The sequence below is a fragment of the Streptomyces sp. CB02980 genome (assembly GCF_014451325.2).
In the GTDB taxonomy this organism is placed as follows: Bacteria; Actinomycetota; Actinomycetes; order Streptomycetales; family Streptomycetaceae; genus Streptomyces.
In genome coordinates this window covers 282,225-302,938 of sequence record NZ_JACSCH020000007.1, presented here as the reverse complement: position 1 = coordinate 302,938, position 20,714 = coordinate 282,225, and the positions used below count along the sequence as shown (strand labels likewise).

The following is a 20,714-nucleotide window of genomic DNA, read 5'->3' as shown; positions in this document are numbered from 1 at the left end:
CGGTCGGTGGGAATGCCGGGACGGCACCTAGCGTCAACCGCGTGGTCAAGCTCTCCGTCGTCGTGCCGTTCTTCAACGTGCAGACATATGCCCCCGACACCCTCACCAGCCTGCGGGCCAATGCCCGGGAGGACTTCGAGTTCCTGCTCGTCGACGACTGCTCGTCGGACGGGACCCCGGAGATCCTCGAGCGGGCCGCGCGCGAGATCCCGGGTGCCGTCCTGATCAGGCACGAGCACAACGGGGGCCTCGCCACCGCCCGGAACACCGGTCTCGACGCCGCTCGCGGCGAGTACCTCACCTTCCTCGACGGGGACGACTGGCTCGCCCCCGGCTACTACCCCCGCCTGGTCGCCGCCGCCGAGGACCTCGGCTGCGACTTCCTGCGCACCGACCACGTCTCCGTCACCGGCAGGAACCGCGGCATCCGCCGCGCCCCGGTCCCCCGGCGCCGCGAGGTGCTGAACCCGCGGGACGCGATCCTGCCGGCGCACCGGACGACCTCGGTCGACTACCCGTACGCCTGGGCGGGGATCTACCACCGGCGGCTCCTCGACCGCGGCCTGCTGCACTTCACGCACGGACTGCGGACCGCCGAGGACCGGCCCTGGATCTGGCGACTGCACCGCGAGGCGAAATCATTCGCCGCAATCGGCGAACTCGGGGTCTTCTACCGGCGCGGAGTGGCGACCTCGCTCACTCAGATCGGCGACATACGACAATTGGATTTCATCCGCGCTTTCGATCAGGTGATCGAGGAGACCGCAAAGGACGCGGACGCCGACCTTCTTCTTCCGAAGGCCGTGCGCACCTATTGCGCGGTGATTTCCCATCACATCGGCTCGATAGAACGTTTCGAGCCGGACGTCGCCCGTCAGTTGAAGGCGATGAGCGCGGGCGCGCTGCGGCGCATGCCGCAGGACGTCCTCGACGAGGCCCTCACCGCGATGGGCGGGGACCGCGCGACGATGCTGCGGAAACTGCGGCGGCGCCGTCCGGCACCGCCGCCGACGCCGGGCGCGGGCCCGGACGCCGGCGCCGGCTCGGCCTCCACGGAGGTGGCCGCGTGAGCACCCGCCGGACCACCCAGATCTTCTGCGCCTCCACCCTCTACGGCGCGGTGACGATCGCCGCCGCACTGGACAGCGGCGGCTTCGGCCCCGCCGACCGCCGGATCCTCCTCGTCACCAACAACGCGGCCGTGCCGGAGACGACGCCTCCGCTGGACCGGGCCGAGGGCTTCGAGCGGCTCCGCGGCCGCTTCGACTCCGTCCTGTCGTGGAACGAGACGATCTCCCCGCTCCACCCGGGCGGCTGGACCCCCCGGGCGAGCGACCTGCCGCTCCTCCAGCGCCATCTCCGCAGGATCTGGGACCTCGGCGACGACCACGTCGAACTCGCCCTGGAATCGATCCAGGTGACGCCCGCGCTCGCCATCGCCCAACTGCTGCCCGACGCGCCCATCACCGTCTACGCGGACGGCCTGATGAGCTACGGGCCGACCCGCAACAAGATCGACCCGCTGATCGGCGGGCGCGTCGGCCGACTGCTCCACCTGGACCTCGTGCCCGGCCTCGCGCCGCTGCTGCTCGCCGAGTTCGGGGCGGTGCCGGAAGCCGTACCGACGGAGGCGTTCACCAAGTGCGTCGACGAGCTGGCCGGGCCCGCCGCCACCGCCGCCTCCGAGGACGGGCCCGTGCTGCTCCTCGGCCAGTACCTGGCGGCGCTCAACCTGCTGTCCGTCGCCGAGGAGGAGGGGCTGCACCTGCAGATGGTCCGGGGCGCGGTGGCCCGGGGCCACCGGCGGCTCGTCTTCAAGCCGCACCCGACGGCCCCCGACACCTGGTCGAAGGCGCTGGCGCAGGAGGCGGCGGCGCTCGGCGCCGAGCTGACCGTCGAGGACCGGCCGGTGCTCGCCGAGGTGCTCTACCGCGAGCTGCGGCCCGCCCTCGTCGTCGGCTGCTTCTCCACGGCGCTGCTCACCGCGCAGACCTTCTACGGACTGCCGGTCGCCCGGGTCGGGACGCGCGGTCTGCTTGAGCGGCTCACCCCGTTCCAGAACAGCAACCGCATCCCGCTCACCGTCGTGGACGCGGTCGTGCCGCCGCTGGAGGCCGGTGCGGAGGACGGCGCGGGGGACGGCGGCGGGATCGCGGCGGCCCGGCTGAACGACCTGGTCGCGGCGGTCGGCTTCGCGATGCAGCCGAAGATCCGGCCGGAGCTGCGGGAAGCGGCGGTACGGCATCTGTCCGGGCCGTTCGCCGAGCGCACCCGGCACCACTTCACCCGCCGCCGCCTCACCGTCCTGAACCTGCCCGGCGGCATCCCGCTCCCCCGGCACCCGAGGGTCCGCCGCCTGGCGCGGCGCGCGCTGCGGCTGCGCAAGGCGCTGAAGAGATAGCGGCCCCGGCGGCGCCCGGCGCGGCGGATGCCGCCGCGCCACGAACGGCGGGCCCGGGGCGCGCCACGAACGGCGGGCCCGGGCCCCGTGCGGGGGACCCGGGCCCGCGGGCACGAACGGGAAGAGGCGTCCTGCGTCAGGCGCGGACGATCTCCTCCTGGATCTCCGTCACCCACTGGGAGCGGTCCTCGGGGCACTCCAGGTACAGCTCGCGCGCGTAGTGCCGCGTCTCGTACCCGTTGGCCTCGATCCAGCGGGCCAGGGTCTGCGCGGTCGGCAGGATGGTGTCCATCGAGCCCCGGTGGACGACGGTCGCCGCCTCCTCGATGCCGCGCAGCACGTGCACCTCGACGCCCTCCACGGCCGTCCCGTCCGGGACGGTCATGCCGGCGTGCACGAGGACCGATCCGTCGCCCTTGCCCGCGTCCTCGTAGTACGCGATCCCCGGACCGAATCCGGTGAGCCCGGCGGCCTCAAGACGGCCGCACAGCTCGTCGTACAGAGGCCCGATGACCGGGCCGATGTGCTGCGGGCCGAAGCTCGCGGCGACCGCGCTCAGTTCGGCGATCCGGACGGCGGGGATCTTCTTGACGACGACGTCCTGGGTGGACATGCGTCCCTCGCTTTCGATGGCCCGGAGCCGCGCGCCGACCTGGGCGAGCCGTGCCCGCGCCGCCGCCATGGCCGCTTCCAGCTCGGCCTGGCGCAGACGCAGCATGCCCCGCAGCTCGTCCGCGTCGAACTTCTCGTCGAGGATCGCCCCCACCTGTTCGAGGGTGAAGCCGAGGTCCTTGAGCGCGATGACACGGTTGAGCAGGGCGAGCTGGTCCGCCGTGTAGAAGCGGTAGCCCGTGTGCGGGTCGACCCGGGCCGGGCGCAGCAGTCCGATGGCGTCGTAGTGGCGCAACATCCGGACCGACACCCGCCCGTGCCGGGCGAAGTCTCCGATGGTGAACATGACGACCCCTACGGAACGGCCTCACACGGTGTGAGGGTCAAGCGGCGCTGCTGAGGGAGAGCTTCGCGGCGAAGCCGAGGAAGAGGGCTCCGGCGGCGGAGGTGGCTCCCGCGGAGAGCCGACGGCGGCGGCGGAAGGCGGCGGCGAGCCGGGTGCCGCCGAATATCAGCATCGTCAGGTAGAGGAAGCTGCCGATCTCCAGGAGGGTGCCGAGCACCAGGAAGGAGAGGGCCGGGTAGGCGTACGCCGGGTCCACGAACTGCACGAAGAAGGAGATGAGGAAGAGGATCGCCTTCGGGTTGAAGAGGCTGATGACGAGCGCCCTGCGGTACGGGTTCTCCCCCGGCCCGGCCTGCGTCTCCGCGGAACCGTCGGCCGCCGTCTCCGCCACCTCGCCGCGCGAGCGCCACATCTCCCGGGCCGAGCGCAGCATCCCGTACGCCATCCAGGCCAGATAGCCCGCACCCGCGTACTTCACGATCATGAAGAGCAGGGGGGTGGTCTGGAGGAGGGAGGCCGCGCCGAGCGCGGCCAGCGTCATCAGGACGGCGTCGCCGGTGAAGACTCCGGCGGCGGCCTTGTATCCGGTCCTGGTGCCCTTGCGCGCGGCGACGGACAGCACGTACAGCGAGTTCGGCCCCGGCAGGAGAATGATGAGGACGAGGCCCACGAGATAGGTCGGAAGATCGGTGACACCCAGCATGAAGCGGAGTGTCGCATGTCAGTACGACACTCCGCCTGTGTGTTTCGTATCGCGGAAGATCAGAACGCGTCGGTCGGGACGTACGTGCCCCAGACCTCCCGGAGCGCGTCGCAGACCTCGCCGACGGTGGCGCGGGCCCTGAGGGCGTCCTTCATCGGAGGGAGGACGTTGTCCGTGCCCCCGGCCGCCTTCCTCAGTTCCGCGAGGGCCGCGTCCACCGCCGCCCGGTCGCGCCCGGCCCGCAGGGCGGCGAGGCGCTCGGCCTGCTGGGCCTCGATCGCCGGGTCGACGCGCAGCGGCTCGTACGGCTCCTCGACGTCGACCGTGTAGCGGTTGACCCCGACGACGACCCGTTCGCCGCTGTCGGTCTCCTGCGCGATCCGGTAGGCCGAGCGCTCGATCTCGCCCTTCTGGAAGCCGCGCTCGATGGCGCTGACCGCGCCGCCCATCTCCTCGACCCGACCCATCAGCTCCAGGGCGGCCGCCTCGACGTCGTCGGTCATGCTCTCCACGACGTACGAGCCGGCGAACGGGTCGACGGTCGCGGTCACGTCCGTCTCGTACGCCAGGACCTGCTGGGTGCGCAGGGCCAGGCGGGCGGACTTGTCCGTCGGCAGGGCGATCGCCTCGTCGAAGGAGTTGGTGTGCAGCGACTGCGTCCCGCCGAGCACGGCGGCGAGGCCCTGGACGGCGACGCGGACGAGGTTGACCTCGGGCTGCTGGGCGGTCAGCTGCACCCCCGCGGTCTGGGTGTGGAAGCGGAGCATCAGCGACTTGGGGTTCTCCGCGCCGAACTCCTCCTTCATGACCCGGGCCCAGATCCTGCGGGCCGCCCGGAACTTCGCGACCTCCTCCAGGATCGTCGTACGGGCCACGAAGAAGAAGGAGAGCCGGGGGGCGAAGTCGTCGACGTCCATCCCCGCGGCGACGGCGGTCCGCACGTACTCGACGCCGTCGGCCAGCGTGAACGCGATCTCCTGCGCGGGCGAGGCACCCGCCTCCGCCATGTGATAGCCGGAGATCGAGATCGTGTTCCACTTCGGGATCTCGGCCCGGCAGTACTTGAAGATGTCCGCGATCAGCCGGAGGGAGGGCTTGGGCGGGAAGATGTACGTGCCGCGGGCGATGTACTCCTTCAGCACGTCGTTCTGGATCGTGCCGGTCAGCCGGTCCGCCGGGACCCCCTGTTCCTCGCCGACCAGCTGGTACATCAGCAGCAGGAGGGCTGCGGGGGCGTTGATCGTCATCGACGTGGAGACCTTGTCCAGCGGGATGCCGTCGAACAGGATCCGCATGTCCTCGACCGAGTCGATCGCCACCCCGACCTTGCCCACCTCGCCCGAGGCGATCGGCGCGTCCGAGTCGTGGCCCATCTGCGTCGGCAGGTCGAAGGCGACGGAGAGGCCCATGGTGCCGTTGGCGATCAGCTGCTTGTACCGGGCGTTGGACTCCACCGCGGTGCCGAAGCCCGCGTACTGGCGCATCGTCCACGGCCGGCCGGTGTACATCGACGGGTACACCCCGCGGGTGAAGGGGTACGCGCCCGGCTCGCCCAGCTTCTCCGCCGGATCCCAGCCCTCCAGCGCCTCCGGTCCGTAGACCGGCTCGATGGGCAGTCCCGACTCCGACTCGCGCGCCATTGGCTGTGCCTCCCGATGAGATTGGGCCCTGCTCACAGCATGCGCGGATCGTGACCTGCGCGCGCAACCACACACGCGCGGGAAGCATCTCTGGGTACATACGAATCGTCCCGGGGGGCAATGATGAAGCGGTCTTCTTCCGTCATACGCAGAGTGGTTCTGGCAGCGGCCTCGGTGGCCCTCGCCGCCGGTTGTACGGCCCAGGCGGCCGGCTCCGGAGGCGGCTCCGGGAGCCCGACGAACGCGCCGGCGACCTCGGCCCCCGCGCCGACCGACACCCCCACCGACGACGGCAAGCCCCCGTCCCCCTCGGACACCGCGGCGACGCCCACCGACGCGCCTTCCGGGACGCCTTCCGGAACTCCTTCCGGGACCGCGCAGCCCAAGGCCCTGATGGACGACGGGGACGAGACCGAGCAGGTCCGTGAGCTCCAGGCGCGGCTGCGGCAGCTCGGGTACTTCGACCGGGCACCCACCGGTTTCTACGGGACGATGACGGCCGGCTCGGTCAAGACCTTCCAGAAGAAGCAGGATCTGCCCAGGACGGGTTCGGTCGACGAGGCGACCTGGCAGCGGCTGCTCGGCGCGAGCCGGAAGCCGACCGCCGACGAGCTGAAGCCGTCGACGACCAACCAGCTGGACACCCCCGACGCGCGCTGCCTGACCGGCCGGGTGCTGTGCATCAGCAAGGAGAGCCGGACCCTCGCCTGGATGATCGACGGCAAGGTCGTCTCGTCGATGGACGTCCGCTTCGGCTCGGAGAACACCCCGACCCGCGAGGGCATCTTCACCGTGGAGCGGAAGGTCCGGCAGGACTGGTCGCGGCTCTACCACACGCCGATGCCGCTCTCGATGTACTTCAGCCGCGGCCAGGCGGTGCACTACTCGGCGGACTTCGCGGCGCGCGGCTACAACGGGGCCTCGCACGGCTGCGTCAACGTCCGCGACCGGGCCAAGCTCACGACCCTCTTCGACCAGGTGAAGGTCGGCGACAAGGTCGTCGTCCACTGGTGACCGGGGACCCCGTCCACCGGTGACCCGGGAGGGGAAGGGAGAGGGCGCGGGTGGGACCGGGGGAACGTGTCCCACCCGCGCCATGTGCGCGGAGCCGTAGGTACGGGGGGAACCCCGGCTCACTGCGCGGCCGATGACCAGTCGGCACACTCAGTACTGCGCCGACGGGTCCAGAAGTGTTACACCGGGAGCGGAACGCGTGCGCCGACGCCGATGCCGAGGGGCAGCACGGCGGTGAGACCGGCGGCGTCGGGGGCCGCGGACCGGGCCGTGTCGCGGAGGTCCCGGCCGCTGTCACCGTTCCGGCCGTCGCGGTCTCCGGCGCGACCGCCATCGTCCCCGCGGTCGTTCCCGTCACCCTTGGGGTCGTCGTCGGACTCGTCCTTCGAGCCGTCCTTGCCGCTGCCGCCGCCCTCGGGCGCGGCCGTGCCGCCGCCGAGGATCCGGTCGCAGTATCGGCGCAGGGTCTCGCCGTCGCGCAGGATGCTGGTGAGCCCCTTGCGGCCGGTGGCGTCGAGCTTCCCCGAGCGGAACGCCCGGCAGGCCTTGAGGACCTTCTCCCGGGCCGTGGTGGTGCTCGGGTCACCGCCTGGGCCGCCGTCCGTGCCGCCGGTCTCCCTGCCCGGTCCGTCCGGGTCCGTTCCCGTGCCGGTGCCCGGTGTGCTCCTGCCCGGCTTCGGGGTGCCGGGACGCTGGGTGCCCGTGCCGTGCCCGTCGGGGGCTCCGGTGGACGGCGGGGTGGTGCCCGTGCCGGCCGAGGGGGACACGCCGGGCGTGCGGTCACCGCCGCCGCCCGGTTCCGTCGGGGGTGCCTCGGGGTCCTTGCGTATGCCGGGATCCTCCGAGACGAGCGGGTCGGCGTTCTCGCCCGCCGTGACGGAGCTGGCGGGCGCGGGGCCACCCACCATGGGCAGCACACCCGTTCCCGCGGCGACGGCGACCCCTCCGACGGTGACGGCGGCGACCGCGGCGGCGAGTCCGTACCGGAGGGAGCGTCCCCAGCGGGGGCGGCCGGCGGGCACGGGGGCGAGCCGCACCCGGCCGAGTTCGGCCTGTTCGGTGCGGCTCGCGGCGGCCGCCGTGACGAGGGCGGCGGCGCGCTCGGCGTGCGCCGCGCGGAAGGCGGCGAGCGCGGCGGCCTCGCCCGGAAGCTCGGTGCGTGCGGCCGGGGGGAGGGTCGGGGTGCGGGCCGTGTCGAGGGCTCCGGCCAGGCGCTCGGCCCGGGAACGCGCGTGGTCGTCGACGGCATCGACCGGCTCGCCGCGGAGCAGCCGCTCCGCGGCCTCCTGGTCGAGCCACTGGTACCGCTCGTCGGCCATCACATGTCCTTCTGCGTACGCGGACGCGATTGCGTCACACCGCCCGGGGCCACGGACCCCGGCACGCGCCCGCGTTGCGGAGGCACACCGTCCAGCGGGACGACGGCCTCGTCGGCGCCGTCGGGCCCGGCAGTCCCGCCGTCGGCGCCGAGGAGTTCGGCCAGCTTCTTGAGGCCGCGGTGGGCCGCGGTACGGACGGCTCCGGGGCGTTTCCCCAGGGTGTCGGCGGCGGTCTTGGCGTCGAGGCCGACGACGACGCGCAGGACGACGGCCTCGGCCTGGTCCTGCGGAAGCTGGGCGATCAGCTGCATGGTGTGGCCGGTGGCCAGCGCCTCCAGGGCTTCGCCCGCGGTGTCGGACGCGGCGGGCTTGTCGGTGAGTTCGGTCTCGTCGGCCCCGACGGCGGGGCGCCTGCCGCGCATGCGGACGTGGTCGAGGGCGCGGTTGCGCGCGATCCGGGCCGCCCAGCCGCGGAAGCGGTCCGCGTCGCCGTCGAAGCGGTCGAGGTCGCGGGCTATCTGGAGCCAGGCCTCCGAGGCGACGTCCTCCGCCTCGATGTCGCCGACCAGTGTGCGTATGTAGCCGAGCAACCGTGGATGCACGGCGCGATACACAGTACGGAACGCGTTCTCGTCCCCGTCCTGCGCAGCGAGCACCGCGGCCGTCAGCTCCGCGTCGTCCCCCAGCACTCCCCAAACCCTGTTCGTCGGTCGCGTCGTCGCCTCATCGCGGCTGGTCACCACCGCCACGCCGTCTCGCGCATCTGCACGCTACGTCGTGTCGCGGCGCCGCGTCCACGCGGTCCGGGCTCTTTGTACAACTTGCAACCTTCGGGCGGTGGTGTGCGGGATGCCGCCGGCGCGGTCGCGGTGTGACAGAAAGCGCACTCCCGGCGCTGAATGGAGTACGGAGCCGTGCTGCGGCTCCGTGGACGACGGCCGGGGTCTCTCCTGTGGGGGGTGGCGACCCCGGCCGTCTCCCTTTTCCCTCCCCTCTCCCTCCCCCTCCCGTCACCACTCGACGGAGTGTCAACCGACGGTTGACAGTGCAGGAAGTGTCAACCTAGGGTTGCCTCATGACGAATCCAGTCGGCATGAATGTCCCTGTCCGCCTCGACGAACTCATCGACGCGATCAAGAAGGTCCACCCCGACGCGCTGGACCAGCTCTCCGACGCGGTCATCGCGGCGGACCACCTCGGCGATGTCGCCGATCACCTCATCGGCCACTTCGTGGACCAGGCCCGGCGCTCCGGCGCCTCCTGGACCGACATCGGCCGCAGCATGGGCGTCACCCGCCAGGCGGCCCAGAAGCGCTTCGTCCCCAAGGACCCGGACGCGGAGAAGATGGACCCGAGTGCGGGGTTCGGCCGCTTCACCCCGCGCGCGCGGAACGTGATCGTCTCCTCCCAGAACGAGGCGAAGAGCGCCGGGAACGACGAGATCGTCCCCGGCCACGTGGCGCTCGGCCTGCTCGCCGAGCCCGAGGGGCTGGCGGTGCTCTGGATCGCCTCGCGGGGCGTGACACCGGAGCAGCTGCGGGAGGCCGTCACGGCGACCCTGCCGCCGGCCGCCGCCGAGGTGCCCGCGCTCGTCCCGTACGACGCGGCGGCGAAGAAGGTCCTGGAGCTGACGTTCCGCGAGGCGCTGCGCCTCGGCCACAACTACGTCGGCACCGAGCACATCCTGCTGGCCCTCATGGAGCACGAGGACGGTACGGGCGTGCTGGCGGGTCTTGGCCTCGACAAGGCGACGGCCGAGCGGCAGATCGCCGAGACGATCGCCTCGGCGACGATCGAGGCCCCGGAGGCGGCTTCCTAGGAGTACCTCAGGCGGTGCGGGCCCGGCGGGAGACGACCGCGCGCAGCACCCGGCCGCCCTCGACGGAGAGCTCACGGGCCCGGCGCAGGCCGGTCGGGCCGTGGGCGGCCGATTCGAGGACGGCCTGCTGACGGCGGAGTTCTCCCGCGAGCAGCGGGCCCGCGCCGTCCGCGTCGCCGGCCCGGCAGCGCTCGACGAGACCGTCGGGCACGTCGGCGGCGTCGTACCGCCCGTGCAGGACGAGGGCGGTGACGGAGCACGCGGCGGCCCAGGCCCGCAGGGCCTCGGCCGTCCAGTCGAGGGGGGCGTCCGCGAGCATTCCGTGGACGGCCCCGGCGCCCTCCGTGCCGGAGGCGCCCGCTTCGGCGTCCAGCTCGATGCGGGCCTTGGCGACGGCTTCGCTCCAGGCCGCGCCGTCCCCGCGGGCGACCGCCGCCCAGGCCGGGCGCAGAACATCGCCCCGGTCGGCGGCGAACAGCGGGAGGCAGCGGTCGAGGCAGGCGAGAGCGGCCGCGGCCAGGCCTCGCTCCTCGGCCTCGTCGATCAGTTCCAGCAGGCTCCGGCCCGTCGCCGACGTCATGGACGCCTCCTTGCCACCCGATGCGGACGCAGTACTTCCACTACTGCGCCGTGCGGCGCTTTTTCGTCACTGCGCGGCCGGAATCATGCCAGTGGCCTTGATGTGCTGCATAGAGGTCAGACGGCGGACGAAGAGGATCGCGAGGACCGCGGCGACGATGTCGAGGCCGAAGCCGGCGAGGGACCACTGGCTCGCGGCCTCGTAGTCGCCGGTGGTCGCCGCCGTCTTGAGCATCTGGCCGGAGGTCCAGTTCACGACGGTGCCGAAGATCCAGCACGTCCACCAGGTGTTGAGCAGCGTCAGCTCCCGCTTGCCGTCGGCGGCGTACGGGTCCCAGCGACTCGCCCGCCAGATCTCCACGGCGACCGCCCGGGGGATCCAGAAGTTGCCGATCGGAATGAACCAGCCTCCGATGGCGTAGCCCGGCTTCCGGGTCTGCAGGTCGCCGGCCCAGACTTCGGCGTTCTTCCGCAGTCGGCGGAACCAGATGATGAAGACGATCCCCGTCGCCACGTACAGCGTGAACGACAGGCTGTACACCAGGTTCAGGTCGAGCGGCCCGAACCTCGTCGAATCGAGGTACTCCGTCTCGTCGGCCGCCAGATCACGGACGTCGGCGAGACCGAGCAGGACGTCGAAGAAGATGTTGCCCCCGAGCAGGGCCACGACGGCATGGGAAAGGCCGTTCGGATTGCGCAGCGTGAGCATGTGGTCCCCCCCGGGGTCCCATGGCGACCGGGCGGCCGCCGCCGGGGGAACCTACGTGATCCGGACCAGTCGCGTCCACGACGAAGATCACCGCACCTGCGTCGCCAGAGTCCTGAACTCTTCCCACGTCGGGGTCGGCGTCCTGGCGTCCCAGACCTTCTGGGCGAGGGCCGTCAGGGGCATGCGGATGCCGTTCGCCACCTGGGTCGGGGTCTGGGCCGCCGACAGGTCGCACCAGACCGCGAGCCGGGCGCCCAGGATCTGGGGGGCGTACCGGGCGGCGACCGGGGTCGTGCCGCGCAGCACCAGGGGGGTCCACTGCTCGTAGATGCGGCGGCCCGTGGGGTACGTGAACTGGTTGGGCTCGCCGAGCACGTAGTACAGGTACTCGTCGTTGAGGTTGACGACCTTGCGGCCCTCGGCCAGGTACTCGGCGGGCGGGCGGGCGCCGAGCTCCTTGCCCGTCCAGTACTCGACCTCGATGCGCTGGTCCGCGGTGACGACGCCGCCGCGGAAGAAGCCGTCGTTCCAGGCCTTGGCCGTCTTCCCGGCCGCGCGCACGACGGCGGCACGGTCGTTCAGCCAGCCCTCCGCCAGGTCCTGGACGCCGGCCTGGGGCCCGTACTTCTGCCGGGCCGCCGCGGCCAGCTGCGGGTACGAGGCGGAGGGGCTGCGGACGGTCAGCGCCTGGTACTCGTCGGCGCCGACGTGGAACCAGCCGCCGGGGAAGAGCGCGGAGTACTCCCTCAGCAGGTCGTCAACGATCTGCGCCGACGCGGGCTTCGAGATGTCGATGGCGCCCTGCCGCGGGACTCCCTGGACGTTGCGCAGCTGGAGGTCCGGGTGGGCGCGCAGGACGGCGCCGAGGTGTCCGGGCGAGTCGATCTCGGGCACGACGGTGATGTGCAGGCTCTGCGCGAGGGCGAGGATCCGGCGCACCTCGGCCTTGCTGAGGTGCTGGGCGGAGACGATCTCGGGGTGGGAGTCCGAGGCGATCCGGAAGCCCTGGTCGTCGGAGAAGTGCAGACCGAACTGGTTGAGCTTGAGGTCGGCCATCTCGCGGAGCCGGTCCTCGATCCAGCCGGCGGTGAAGTACTTGCGGGCGATGTCGACGTTCAGTCCGCGCTGGGGCTTCGCGGGCGCGTCGGTGACGACGCCCTCGGGCATCGCGCCGGTGCCCTTCACCGACTGCTTGAGGGTGCGGGTGCCGTAGAAGACCCCGGCCTCGTCGGGGCCGGTGATCCGGACCCGGTTGTCACGGACGGTCAGGGTGTACGACTCGCGGGCTCCGGTCCCGCCGAGCGCCAGCTCGACGTCCCCGGGCCCGGCGGCGACGGTGCCGCGGTACGGGATGCCGAGCTCCCCGGCGAGGAGCCTGCCCTCGTCGGCGAGGCCCGCGCTGTTCGCCGCGACGACGACCCCGGCGGGGGCCGCGGGCTTCCAGCCGGGTCCGCGGGCGGCCTCGTGGTCGCGGACCGCGGGGATGGTGCGGGGCGCGGTGGAGAGCGGGTAGGTCCGGGTCGGCGTGGGCGTCGGGCTGGGCGGTGCGCTGGTGGGCGCCGCGCTCGCGGACGTACCGGAGGGGGCGGCGGCGGACGTGCCCGAGCCGGAAGGTGATCCGCCCGAGCAGGCCGCCACGGTGGCCAGTGCCACCGCCGTCGCCAGGAGTGCGGGGCCCTTGTGGGGCCCTCGTATGGAGTACCGCATCATTCGGAATCCTCCCGTACGGCGGGCGGTCCGGCCAATCGGGGGACACGACGGCCCCGCGACCGGAACGCATTCGTCCATCACCTGTTCCGAAACTCTCCCTTCCGGGTGAAATTCGCGCATCCGTCGGACACTTCCCTCGTCCCGTCGATAACGTTGCGTCACACCCACCCCATCGCGCCCGTCCCGCGCGCGAGCCGCCCCACCCGTCCCGGAGTACCGGAGCCCACGCTGACCAGCGACACCCACGTTCCCTGCCGCAAGCCGGGCTCCACGGACACGCCTGCCATACCCGCCCAGAACCAGGGCCCCTCCGTCCGCGGCCTCGCGGGCTTCAACGCCGCCTCGCCCGTCGAGGCCGAGGCCCTGCTCCTGTCCTGCTGCCACAGCCTCCGCTGGGCCGAGCGGGTGGCGGCGCACCGTCCGTACCCCACCGTCGACGCGCTGCTCGCCGCCGCCGACGAGGCCGGGTACGACCTGTCCCGCGCCGACCTCGACGAGGCCCTGGCCGCCGAGTCCTCGGCCCTGCCGCACCCCGACGCCCCACCGGCGGCGCGGACCGCGCTGCGGGCCGCCCACGCCGCGTACGAGAGCAGCTTCGGACACGCGTTCGTCATCAGCCTCGACGGAGTGCGGCCCGGAGAGCGCCTCGACCAGGTATTGGCAGGCATTCGGTCACGTCTCGGCAACGAACCGGAGGAGGAACGCGTGGTCGCCGCCGACGAACTGAGGCGGCTCGCCCGCGCCCGGCTTGCATTCCGACTCGCGGAGGCCCTCACGCCGCGACACTCCGGGCCGTGAATCCGTCCGGAATACGGCGATTCCGGCCTGTGCGATAGTCCGTCCGTGCCTGTTTGATCACACCGATGGACCCCGCGCGAGCGAACCGACAAGTCGTCGCTACGATGACCGGGGCCGGTGGACCGTACCCGGCCGGGTCAGACCGACAGAGAAGCCGGCCGACCCTGATCCCCGCTCCCGGAGGGTTTTTCCGTGCCGGCTGGAACGCTGTACCGCGGCCGGGAAGGAATGTGGAGCTGGGTGGCTCATCGAGTCACCGGCGTCCTCATCTTCTTCTTCCTGTTCGTACACGTGCTGGACACCGCTCTCGTCCGCGTCTCCCCCGAGGCGTACGACGAGGTCGTCGCGACCTACAAGACGCCGATCGTCGCTCTCCTCGAGTACGGCCTCGTCGCTGCCATCCTCTTCCACGCGCTGAACGGTCTCCGTGTCATCGCCGTGGACTTCTGGTCCAAGGGCCCGCGCTACCAGAAGCAGATGCTCTGGACCGTCGTGGGCATCTGGGTCGTGCTGATGGCGGGCTCGCTGTACCCCGTCCTCGGCCACGCCGCACGTGAACTGTTCGGGAGCTGACGCCAGATATGTCTGCTGACACCACCTCCACCACGATCGGTCCCGTCGAGGGCGGCGCCCACTACGACGTGGACAACCCCGCGCCGTACATCGAGGCCCCCCGCAAGCGCACCGGCAAGACCCCGCGCGCGACCCGCGGCAACTTCGAGATGGCCGCGTGGCTCTTCATGCGCCTCTCGGGCGTGGTCCTCGTCGTCCTGGTCCTCGGCCACCTGCTGATCCAGCTCTTCCTGGACGGCGGCGTCTCCAAGATCGGCTTCGCCTTCGTGGCCGGCCGCTGGGCGTCCCCGTTCTGGCAGGTCTGGGACCTGCTGATGCTCTGGCTCGCCATGCTGCACGGCGCCAACGGCCTCCGTACCGTCATCAACGACTACGCGGAGCGGGCCAACACGCGCCTGTGGCTCAAGGGCCTGCTGTACACCGCCACGGTGTTCACCATCCTTCTGGGCACGCTGGTGATCTTCACCTTCGACCCGAACATCCGCTAGGCACGGGGCTGAGGTAATCCACGACATGAAGATCCACAAGTACGACACCGTCATCGTCGGCGCCGGTGGCGCCGGCATGCGCGCCGCCATCGAGTCGACGAAGCGCAGCCGCACCGCCGTGCTGACGAAGCTCTACCCCACCCGGTCCCACACGGGCGCCGCGCAGGGCGGCATGGCCGCCGCGCTGGCGAACGTGGAGGAGGACAACTGGGAGTGGCACACCTTCGACACGGTCAAGGGCGGTGACTACCTGGTCGACCAGGACGCCGCCGAGATCCTGGCGAAGGAGGCCATCGACGCCGTCCTCGACCTGGAGAAGATGGGCCTGCCGTTCAACCGGACCCCGAACGGCACCATCGACCAGCGCCGCTTCGGCGGTCACTCCCGCAACCACGGCGAGGCGCCGGTCCGCCGGTCCTGCTACGCCGCGGACCGCACCGGCCACATGATCCTCCAGACGCTGTACCAGAACTGCGTCAAGGAGGGCGTGGAGTTCTTCAACGAGTTCTACGTCCTGGACCAGCTGCTGGTCGAGGAGGACGGCGTCAAGAAGTCCGCCGGTGTGGTCGCCTACGAGCTGGCCACCGGCGAGATCCACGTCTTCCAGGCCAAGTCCGTGATCTACGCGTCCGGCGGCACCGGCAAGTTCTTCAAGGTGACCTCCAACGCGCACACCCTGACCGGTGACGGCCAGGCCGCGTGCTACCGCCGCGGTCTGCCGCTGGAGGACATGGAGTTCTTCCAGTTCCACCCGACGGGCATCTGGCGCATGGGCATCCTGCTGACGGAGGGCGCCCGCGGTGAGGGCGGCATCCTCCGCAACAAGGACGGCGAGCGCTTCATGGAGAAGTACGCGCCGGTCATGAAGGACCTCGCGTCCCGTGACGTCGTCTCCCGCTCCATCTACACGGAGATCCGCGAGGGCCGCGGCTGCGGTCCCGAGGGCGACCACGTCTACCTGGACCTGACGCACCTTCCGCCGGAGCAGCTCGACGCCAAGCTCCCGGACATCACCGAGTTCGCCCGTACGTACCTCGGCATCGAGCCGTACACGGACCCGATCCCGATCCAGCCCACCGCGCACTACGCCATGGGCGGCATCCCGACCAACGTCGAGGGTGAGGTCCTGTCGGACAACACCACCGTCGTCCCGGGCCTGTACGCGGCCGGCGAGGTCGCCTGTGTCTCCGTGCACGGCGCCAACCGTCTGGGCACCAACTCGCTGCTCGACATCAACGTCTTCGGCAAGCGGTCCGGCATCGCCGCCGCCGAGTACTCCGCCAAGCACGACTTCGTCGAGCTTCCGGAGAACCCGGAGTCGCTGGTCGTCGCGCAGATCGAAAAGCTGCGCAACTCCACGGGCAACGAGCGGGTGGCCGACATCCGTCGCGAGCTCCAGGAGACGATGGACGCCAACGTGATGGTGTTCCGTACGGAGCAGACCATCAAGACGGCCGTCGAGAAGATCGCCGAGCTGCGCGAGCGCTACGAGAACGTGTCCATCCAGGACAAGGGCAAGCGCTTCAACACGGACCTCCTTGAGGCCATCGAGCTGGGCAACCTGCTCGAACTGGCCGAGGTCATGGCCGTCTCGGCCCTGGCGCGCAAGGAGTCCCGCGGCGGTCACTACCGCGAGGACTACCCCACCCGCGACGACGTCAACTTCATGCGCCACACCATGGCGTACCGCGAGGTCGGCGAGGACGGCTCCGAGACCGTCCGTCTCGACTACAAGCCGGTCGTCCAGACCCGCTACCAGCCGATGGAGCGTAAGTACTGATGGCTACCCCCGTACTGGACAAGGTCGAGGCGGAGTCCGCCGCCTCCCCGTACATCACGGTCACGATGCGGATCCGCCGCTTCAACCCCGAGGTGTCGGACGCGTCGGTCTGGGAGGACTTCCAGATCGAGATCGACCCGAAGGAGCGTGTGCTCGACGCCCTCCACAAGATCAAGTGGGACGTCGACGGCACGCTGACCTTCCGTCGCTCGTGCGCGCACGGCATCTGCGGCTCGGACGCGATGCGGATCAACGGCAAGAACAGGCTCGCCTGCAAGACGCTGATCAAGGACATCAACCCGGAGAAGCCGATCACGGTCGAGGCCATCAAGGGCCTCACGGTCCTCAAGGACCTCGTGGTCGACATGGAGCCGTTCTTCCAGGCGTACCGGGACGTCATGCCGTTCCTGATCACCAAGGGCAACGAGCCGACGCGCGAGCGTCTGCAGTCCGCCGAGGACCGCGAGCGCTTCGACGACACCACCAAGTGCATCCTGTGCGCCGCGTGCACGTCGTCCTGCCCGGTCTTCTGGAACGACGGCCAGTACTTCGGTCCGGCGGCGATCGTCAACGCGCACCGCTTCATCTTCGACTCGCGTGACGAGGCCGGCGAGCAGCGCCTGGAGATCCTGAACGACAAGGACGGCGTGTGGCGTTGCCGCACGACGTTCAACTGCACGGACGCCTGCCCGCGTGGCATCGAGGTCACGAAGGCGATCCAGGAAGTGAAGCGGGCGCTGATCACGCGTCGCTTCTGATCACTTGTTTCCAGGAGCCGGGTTTTCCGGCTCCTGGTTCGGTGTTTCGGCCCGCTTCTGTACGCTGCGGCGTGCAGGAGCGGGCTTTTTCTTCGTGAAGGACGGGGACTGATGAGCGAGCCGAACCCTTACCGGTCGGAGGAGTACGAGTGGGGCCCCGGGCAGCAGCAGCCGGGCCAGCCCGCCTACGGCTACCCGCACCCTCCGGCGTACCAGCCGACCCTGCCGGGCGGGGTGCCGGTGCCGCCGCAGCAGGTGCCCGGCGTGCCGCAGGGCGGCGGCACGCCACTGCTGAGCCTCGGTGACATCACCGTGGTGGGCGACCAGATCATCACGCCGGCCGGCGCGATGCCGCTCAAGGGCTCCGTGTGGAACGCGATGGACATGTCGCGGACCGAGGAGAAGATGCCGACGGTAGCGATCGTGCTCGCGGTCATCTTCTTCATCTTCTGCCTGCTGGGCCTGCTGTTCCTCCTGATGAAGGAGAAGACGACCACCGGCTTCATCCAGGTCACGGTGACCAGCGGCGGCAAGCACCACGCGACGATGATCCCGGCGCGCGGCCCGGACACCATCCACTGGGTGATGGGCCAGCTCAACTACGCGCGGTCGCTCAGCATGTGAGTGGCCGTCATCGGCGAGGGGGCGCCCGAGGGCGCCCCTTCGTCGTGTCCGGGACCGGCTCCGGCTCCGGGACCGGGACCGGGACCGGTGGGGCCTACCAGTGGCGGGTCGGCTCCGTGGACTCCGCCTCGACCATGACGCGCCGCAGCATGCCGTTGAGGAGGACGCGCTCCTCCGGGGAGAGGACGCCGAGCAGGCGGTACTCCTCGTGGCCGAGGACGTCCATCGCGCCGAGCCAGGTCTCGTGGCCGGCGGCGGTGAGTTCGACGACGACCCGGCGGCGGTCGGTGGTGGACTGGGTGCGGCGGACGAAGCCGCGCTTCTCCAGGGCGTCGAGGCGGCCGGAGACGGAGGCGGGGGCCAGGTCGAGGTCCTGGGCTAGTTCGGAGGGAGCGGCGCTGCCGCCCCGGCCGGCGATCTTGTGCAGGGTGTCGAACTCGTGGCGCTCCAGGTCGAAGTCGACGAGCGACTGCTCCCTGACCCGGCGCAGATGGACGGAGAGCTTCTTCATCCGGGTGACGGCGCCTTCGACGACGGGGTCGAGGTCGGGCAGGACGGGCTGCCAGCGGGCGACGTGCTCGTCGGTCCAGTCGCGCGCGGTACTCGCTCCGCGTGCAGCACTCGGCTCGCGCGCGACGTCACTCGCTCCGCGTGCGGCACTCGGCTCGCTCGGAGTACGCGGTTCCTCGGGTTGCGCCATGGGGTGATCGTACGTCGGCGGGCGGGGAACCACCCGAGAAGTATTTCGTTGACGAATTATTCGGCACCGAAATACTCTTCGGGTCATGACTGCTGTCACCACCACGGCACCACCGCCCGCCCCGCACCCCCTGCGCACCCGTTCCTTCCGGCTGCTCTTCACCGGCCGCGCCCTCTCCCTCCTGGGCGACGCCGCCATCCCCGCCGCCCTCGCCCTCGCCGTCCTGGAGGCCACCGGATCCACCTCGGCGCTCGCCCTGGTCCTCGGCTGCGCGATGGTGCCCAAGCTGCTCCTGCTGCCGCTCGGCGGCGTGGTCGGCGACCGGTTCGACGCCCGCACGGTCGCGCTCACCACGGATCTCGTGCGCTGCGTCACCCAGCTGGTCGTCGGGGTCCAACTCCTCGGCGGTGCGCCCAGCCTGGCCGTCCTCGCGGTCTCCGAGGCGCTCGGCGGCGCGGCCGGGGCCTTCGCCATGCCGACCATCTCACCACTGGTGAAGGGCACGGTGGCGGCCGAGTCGCTGCACCGGGCCAACGCCGCGATGAGCGTCGCCCGGAGCGCCTCCCGGCTCGGCGGCCCCGCGCTCGCCGGCACCCTCGTCCTGACCGTGGGGCCCGGCTGGGCGTTCGTCCTCGACGCGGCGACCTTCGCCGTCAGCGCGCTCATCCTGACGGCCGTGAAGGTGAAGCGGGTGCCGATCCCGCGCCGCTCCATCCGCGCCGATCTGGCGGAGGGCTGGCAGGAGGTACGGTCCCGCGACTGGTACTGGACCAGCCTGATCGGCCACAGCGCCTGGAACGGCGCCGCGGCCGTCCTGATGACCATCGGACCCGCCATCGCCGTGCAGCGGCTCGGCGGCGGCGCCACCTGGGTCGTGCTGCTCCAGGTCGGCGCCGTCGGCTTCCTCCTGGGAGCGCTGCTCGCCGACCGGGTCACGCCCCGGCGCCCGGTCCTCACGGCGAACCTCGGCCTCGCCACGTACGCGCTGCCGCTGGTCCTGCTCGCCGTCGCCGCGCCCGCGCCGCTGACGATCGCGGCCTACGGGATCGCGCAGGCCGGCCTCGGATTCCTCTCCCCCGTCTGGGAGACCGCCGTCCAACGGGCGGTGCCCGCCCACGCACTGGCCCGGGTCACCTCGTACGACTGGCTGCTCTCGCTGGCCGCGATGCCCCTGGGCTACGCGCTGGCGCCGCTCGCGGCCTCGGCCTGGGGCCCGGAGGTGCCGCTGCTCGTCGCGGCCGTCGCCGTGGGCGGCTGCTGCGCCGCGACGGCACTCGTGCCGGGGGTACGGCGCTTCCGCTGAGGCCTACCGCCCCGTCTCCGCCAGGAAGGCGGTGAGCAGCCGGGCCGTCTCGGCCGGGCGTTCCAGGGCGGGGAGGTGCCCGGCCCAGTCGAGGTCGACGCGGCGGGCGCCGGGCAGGAGGCGGGTGAGGTCGTCGGCGACCGCCCGGAAGTCGGGGAGGTCGTGGGCGCCCACGGCGACGAGGGCGGGGACCTCGATCCCGGCGAGGTCGTCGGCGGTGACCTCGGGGGTGACGGGGTGGAACTCCTCGGGGACGGCGAGCTGGACCTCGAAGGCGTGCCGCTGCATCTCCCGGACGAGCGCGCGGGCCTCGGGGCCGGCCTCGGGGCCGAGCCAGGTGTCGACGTTGAGCTCGACGGCCCCGTCGAGGTCGCCCGCTTCGAGCAGTTCGTCCTCACGGTCGTCCCAGGCGCGCAGTTCGTCGCCGGGCGCGAAGCCGGGGATGCCGGAGGCGAGCAGGGCGAGGGCGGAGACGTGTCCGGGGTGGCGGACGGCGAGTTCCAGGGCGACCTTGCCGCCGAAGGAGGAGCCGACGACGGCCGCCCGCTCGACGCCGAGGTGGTCGAGGAGCTCGCGCACGTCGTCGGCGTGGGTGTGCGCGGCGTCGACGGGGGTGTCGCCGAAGCCGCGGAGGTCACAGCGGACGACCCGGTGCCCGGCCTCCGCGAGGGCGTGGAACTGCCCGTCCCACATCCGGCGGTCACAGACCCCGGAGTGCAGCAGGAGAACGGTCGTGGGGCCCTGGCCCGCCAGGTCATGAGAGAGCGTCATCCGGCCGACCCTAGGCGGCGGGACCGGCGGCGGCCAGCGGGTTTCCATCCCACTCCACCAGCGACTT

General features: G+C 71.6%; 21 protein-coding genes. 11 read left to right on the top strand and 10 right to left on the bottom strand.

Going from position 1 to position 20,714, the window contains the following annotated elements; translation table 11 throughout:
- The first annotated feature begins 41 nt into the window (after window positions 1–41).
- Both E0F75_RS17740 and E0F75_RS17735 read left to right on the top strand, forming a co-directional pair.
- Window positions 42–1,070: a glycosyltransferase family 2 protein gene (locus tag E0F75_RS17740; protein ID WP_187623475.1), complete on the top strand. Its 1,029-nt coding sequence runs from the start codon at window positions 42–44 to the stop codon at window positions 1,068–1,070.
- Complete coding sequence (locus E0F75_RS17735) at window positions 1,067–2,401, top strand: alpha-2,8-polysialyltransferase family protein (protein WP_187623474.1); 1,335 nt, start codon at window positions 1,067–1,069, stop codon at window positions 2,399–2,401. Before E0F75_RS17740 ends, E0F75_RS17735 begins: the two co-directional genes overlap by 4 nt.
- 136 nt (window positions 2,402–2,537) lie before the next feature.
- Here E0F75_RS17735 and E0F75_RS17730 read toward each other — a convergent pair whose 3' ends face one another.
- The 3 genes from E0F75_RS17730 to E0F75_RS17720 are packed head-to-tail and all read right to left on the bottom strand — an operon-like array spanning window position 2,538 to window position 5,702.
- Window positions 2,538–3,359 carry a MerR family transcriptional regulator gene (locus E0F75_RS17730; protein ID WP_187623473.1) on the bottom strand — a complete coding sequence of 274 codons (822 nt, stop codon included), beginning with the start codon at window positions 3,357–3,359 and terminating at the stop codon, window positions 2,538–2,540.
- A gap of 37 nt (window positions 3,360–3,396) precedes the next feature.
- A complete protein-coding gene (gene leuE, locus E0F75_RS17725) occupies window positions 3,397–4,062 on the bottom strand; it encodes a leucine efflux protein LeuE (RefSeq protein ID WP_187623472.1) in 666 nt (221 codons plus the stop codon).
- A gap of 59 nt (window positions 4,063–4,121) precedes the next feature.
- A complete protein-coding gene (locus E0F75_RS17720; RefSeq protein WP_187623471.1) occupies window positions 4,122–5,702 on the bottom strand; it encodes a methylmalonyl-CoA mutase in 1,581 nt (526 codons plus the stop codon).
- Window positions 5,703–5,825: 123 nt separating this feature from the next.
- Here E0F75_RS17720 and E0F75_RS17715 point away from each other — a divergent pair, with 123 nt between their 5' ends.
- Window positions 5,826–6,716 carry a L,D-transpeptidase family protein gene (locus E0F75_RS17715; protein ID WP_187623470.1) on the top strand — a complete coding sequence of 297 codons (891 nt, stop codon included), beginning with the start codon at window positions 5,826–5,828 and terminating at the stop codon, window positions 6,714–6,716.
- Window positions 6,717–6,895: 179 nt separating this feature from the next.
- On the opposite strand, the gene E0F75_RS17710 is transcribed toward E0F75_RS17715, so the two are convergent.
- Together E0F75_RS17710 and E0F75_RS17705 are read right to left on the bottom strand one after the other, a co-directional pair.
- Window positions 6,896–8,035 carry a hypothetical protein gene (locus E0F75_RS17710; RefSeq protein ID WP_187623469.1) on the bottom strand — a complete coding sequence of 380 codons (1,140 nt, stop codon included), beginning with the start codon at window positions 8,033–8,035 and terminating at the stop codon, window positions 6,896–6,898.
- Entirely contained in the window at window positions 8,035–8,724 is a 690-nt protein-coding gene (locus E0F75_RS17705) for an RNA polymerase sigma factor (protein WP_187623468.1), read from the bottom strand. The genes E0F75_RS17710 and E0F75_RS17705 overlap by 1 nt, the downstream gene beginning before the upstream one ends.
- Window positions 8,725–9,110: 386 nt before the next feature.
- On the opposite strand from E0F75_RS17705, the gene E0F75_RS17700 reads away from it, so the two are divergent.
- Window positions 9,111–9,854, top strand: a complete 744-nt coding sequence (locus tag E0F75_RS17700) for an ATP-dependent Clp protease ATP-binding subunit (RefSeq protein ID WP_187623467.1) — start codon at window positions 9,111–9,113, stop codon at window positions 9,852–9,854.
- A gap of 7 nt (window positions 9,855–9,861) precedes the next feature.
- On the opposite strand, the gene E0F75_RS17695 is transcribed toward E0F75_RS17700, so the two are convergent.
- From E0F75_RS17695 to E0F75_RS17685, 3 genes are all read right to left on the bottom strand, one after another.
- Entirely contained in the window at window positions 9,862–10,434 is a 573-nt protein-coding gene (locus E0F75_RS17695; protein ID WP_187623466.1) for a hypothetical protein, read from the bottom strand.
- A gap of 66 nt (window positions 10,435–10,500) precedes the next feature.
- Window positions 10,501–11,142: a DUF4328 domain-containing protein gene (locus E0F75_RS17690; RefSeq protein WP_187623465.1), complete on the bottom strand. Its 642-nt coding sequence runs from the start codon at window positions 11,140–11,142 to the stop codon at window positions 10,501–10,503.
- Between the two features lie 87 nt (window positions 11,143–11,229).
- Complete coding sequence (locus E0F75_RS17685) at window positions 11,230–12,852, bottom strand: glycoside hydrolase family 20 protein (protein ID WP_187623464.1); 1,623 nt, start codon at window positions 12,850–12,852, stop codon at window positions 11,230–11,232.
- Between the two features lie 228 nt (window positions 12,853–13,080).
- On the opposite strand from E0F75_RS17685, the gene E0F75_RS17680 reads away from it, so the two are divergent.
- The 6 genes from E0F75_RS17680 (at window position 13,081) to E0F75_RS17655 (ending at window position 17,873) form a co-directional block, all read left to right on the top strand.
- Complete coding sequence (locus E0F75_RS17680) at window positions 13,081–13,650, top strand: 2-oxo-4-hydroxy-4-carboxy-5-ureidoimidazoline decarboxylase (RefSeq protein ID WP_187623547.1); 570 nt, start codon at window positions 13,081–13,083, stop codon at window positions 13,648–13,650.
- A gap of 192 nt (window positions 13,651–13,842) precedes the next feature.
- The gene (gene sdhC / locus E0F75_RS17675; protein ID WP_015035721.1) at window positions 13,843–14,223 is read left to right on the top strand and encodes a succinate dehydrogenase, cytochrome b556 subunit; all 381 of its coding nucleotides are present in this window, start codon (window positions 13,843–13,845) and stop codon (window positions 14,221–14,223) included.
- Between the two features lie 8 nt (window positions 14,224–14,231).
- Complete coding sequence (locus E0F75_RS17670; protein WP_073910267.1) at window positions 14,232–14,711, top strand: succinate dehydrogenase hydrophobic membrane anchor subunit; 480 nt, start codon at window positions 14,232–14,234, stop codon at window positions 14,709–14,711.
- Window positions 14,712–14,736: 25 nt separating this feature from the next.
- Window positions 14,737–16,491, top strand: coding sequence for a succinate dehydrogenase flavoprotein subunit (sdhA, locus tag E0F75_RS17665; RefSeq protein ID WP_187623463.1), 1,755 nt, complete (start codon window positions 14,737–14,739; stop codon window positions 16,489–16,491).
- The gene (locus tag E0F75_RS17660; protein ID WP_187623462.1) at window positions 16,491–17,249 is read left to right on the top strand and encodes a succinate dehydrogenase iron-sulfur subunit; all 759 of its coding nucleotides are present in this window, start codon (window positions 16,491–16,493) and stop codon (window positions 17,247–17,249) included. The genes sdhA and E0F75_RS17660 overlap by 1 nt, the downstream gene beginning before the upstream one ends.
- Window positions 17,250–17,360: 111 nt before the next feature.
- Complete coding sequence (locus E0F75_RS17655; protein ID WP_030318428.1) at window positions 17,361–17,873, top strand: hypothetical protein; 513 nt, start codon at window positions 17,361–17,363, stop codon at window positions 17,871–17,873.
- A 94-nt stretch (window positions 17,874–17,967) separates the two neighbouring features.
- On the opposite strand, the gene E0F75_RS17650 is transcribed toward E0F75_RS17655, so the two are convergent.
- Window positions 17,968–18,573 (bottom strand): MarR family winged helix-turn-helix transcriptional regulator, encoded by a 606-nt coding sequence (locus E0F75_RS17650; RefSeq protein ID WP_229312714.1) that lies wholly within the window; start codon window positions 18,571–18,573, stop codon window positions 17,968–17,970.
- Between the two features lie 85 nt (window positions 18,574–18,658).
- On the opposite strand from E0F75_RS17650, the gene E0F75_RS17645 reads away from it, so the two are divergent.
- A complete protein-coding gene (locus tag E0F75_RS17645; RefSeq protein WP_187623461.1) occupies window positions 18,659–19,876 on the top strand; it encodes an MFS transporter in 1,218 nt (405 codons plus the stop codon).
- Window positions 19,877–19,879: 3 nt separating this feature from the next.
- Here the strand turns inward: E0F75_RS17645 and E0F75_RS17640 are convergent, their stop codons facing one another.
- Window positions 19,880–20,647 carry an alpha/beta fold hydrolase gene (locus tag E0F75_RS17640; protein ID WP_187623460.1) on the bottom strand — a complete coding sequence of 256 codons (768 nt, stop codon included), beginning with the start codon at window positions 20,645–20,647 and terminating at the stop codon, window positions 19,880–19,882.
- Window positions 20,648–20,714: the final 67 nt, after the last annotated feature.

Excerpts from the sequence above, each read along its gene's own strand:
- E0F75_RS17645 (WP_187623461.1), top strand. The coding sequence starts at position 18,659 with ATGACTGCTGTCACCACCACGGCACCACCGCCCGCCCCGCACCCCCTG.
- E0F75_RS17670 (WP_073910267.1), top strand. The coding sequence starts at position 14,232 with ATGTCTGCTGACACCACCTCCACCACGATCGGTCCCGTCGAGGGCGGC.
- E0F75_RS17720 (WP_187623471.1), bottom strand. The coding sequence starts at position 5,702 with ATGGCGCGCGAGTCGGAGTCGGGACTGCCCATCGAGCCGGTCTACGGA.
- E0F75_RS17695 (WP_187623466.1), bottom strand. The coding sequence starts at position 10,434 with ATGACGTCGGCGACGGGCCGGAGCCTGCTGGAACTGATCGACGAGGCC.
- E0F75_RS17650 (WP_229312714.1), bottom strand. The coding sequence starts at position 18,573 with ATGGCGCAACCCGAGGAACCGCGTACTCCGAGCGAGCCGAGTGCCGCA.
- E0F75_RS17730 (WP_187623473.1), bottom strand. The coding sequence starts at position 3,359 with ATGTTCACCATCGGAGACTTCGCCCGGCACGGGCGGGTGTCGGTCCGG.
- leuE (WP_187623472.1), bottom strand. The coding sequence starts at position 4,062 with ATGCTGGGTGTCACCGATCTTCCGACCTATCTCGTGGGCCTCGTCCTC.
- E0F75_RS17690 (WP_187623465.1), bottom strand. The coding sequence starts at position 11,142 with ATGCTCACGCTGCGCAATCCGAACGGCCTTTCCCATGCCGTCGTGGCC.
- E0F75_RS17655 (WP_030318428.1), top strand. The coding sequence starts at position 17,361 with ATGAGCGAGCCGAACCCTTACCGGTCGGAGGAGTACGAGTGGGGCCCC.
- E0F75_RS17685 (WP_187623464.1), bottom strand. The coding sequence starts at position 12,852 with ATGATGCGGTACTCCATACGAGGGCCCCACAAGGGCCCCGCACTCCTG.
- E0F75_RS17715 (WP_187623470.1), top strand. The coding sequence starts at position 5,826 with ATGAAGCGGTCTTCTTCCGTCATACGCAGAGTGGTTCTGGCAGCGGCC.
- E0F75_RS17700 (WP_187623467.1), top strand. The coding sequence starts at position 9,111 with ATGACGAATCCAGTCGGCATGAATGTCCCTGTCCGCCTCGACGAACTC.
- E0F75_RS17640 (WP_187623460.1), bottom strand. The coding sequence starts at position 20,647 with ATGACGCTCTCTCATGACCTGGCGGGCCAGGGCCCCACGACCGTTCTC.
- E0F75_RS17660 (WP_187623462.1), top strand. The coding sequence starts at position 16,491 with ATGGCTACCCCCGTACTGGACAAGGTCGAGGCGGAGTCCGCCGCCTCC.
- E0F75_RS17710 (WP_187623469.1), bottom strand. The coding sequence starts at position 8,035 with ATGGCCGACGAGCGGTACCAGTGGCTCGACCAGGAGGCCGCGGAGCGG.
- sdhA (WP_187623463.1), top strand. The coding sequence starts at position 14,737 with ATGAAGATCCACAAGTACGACACCGTCATCGTCGGCGCCGGTGGCGCC.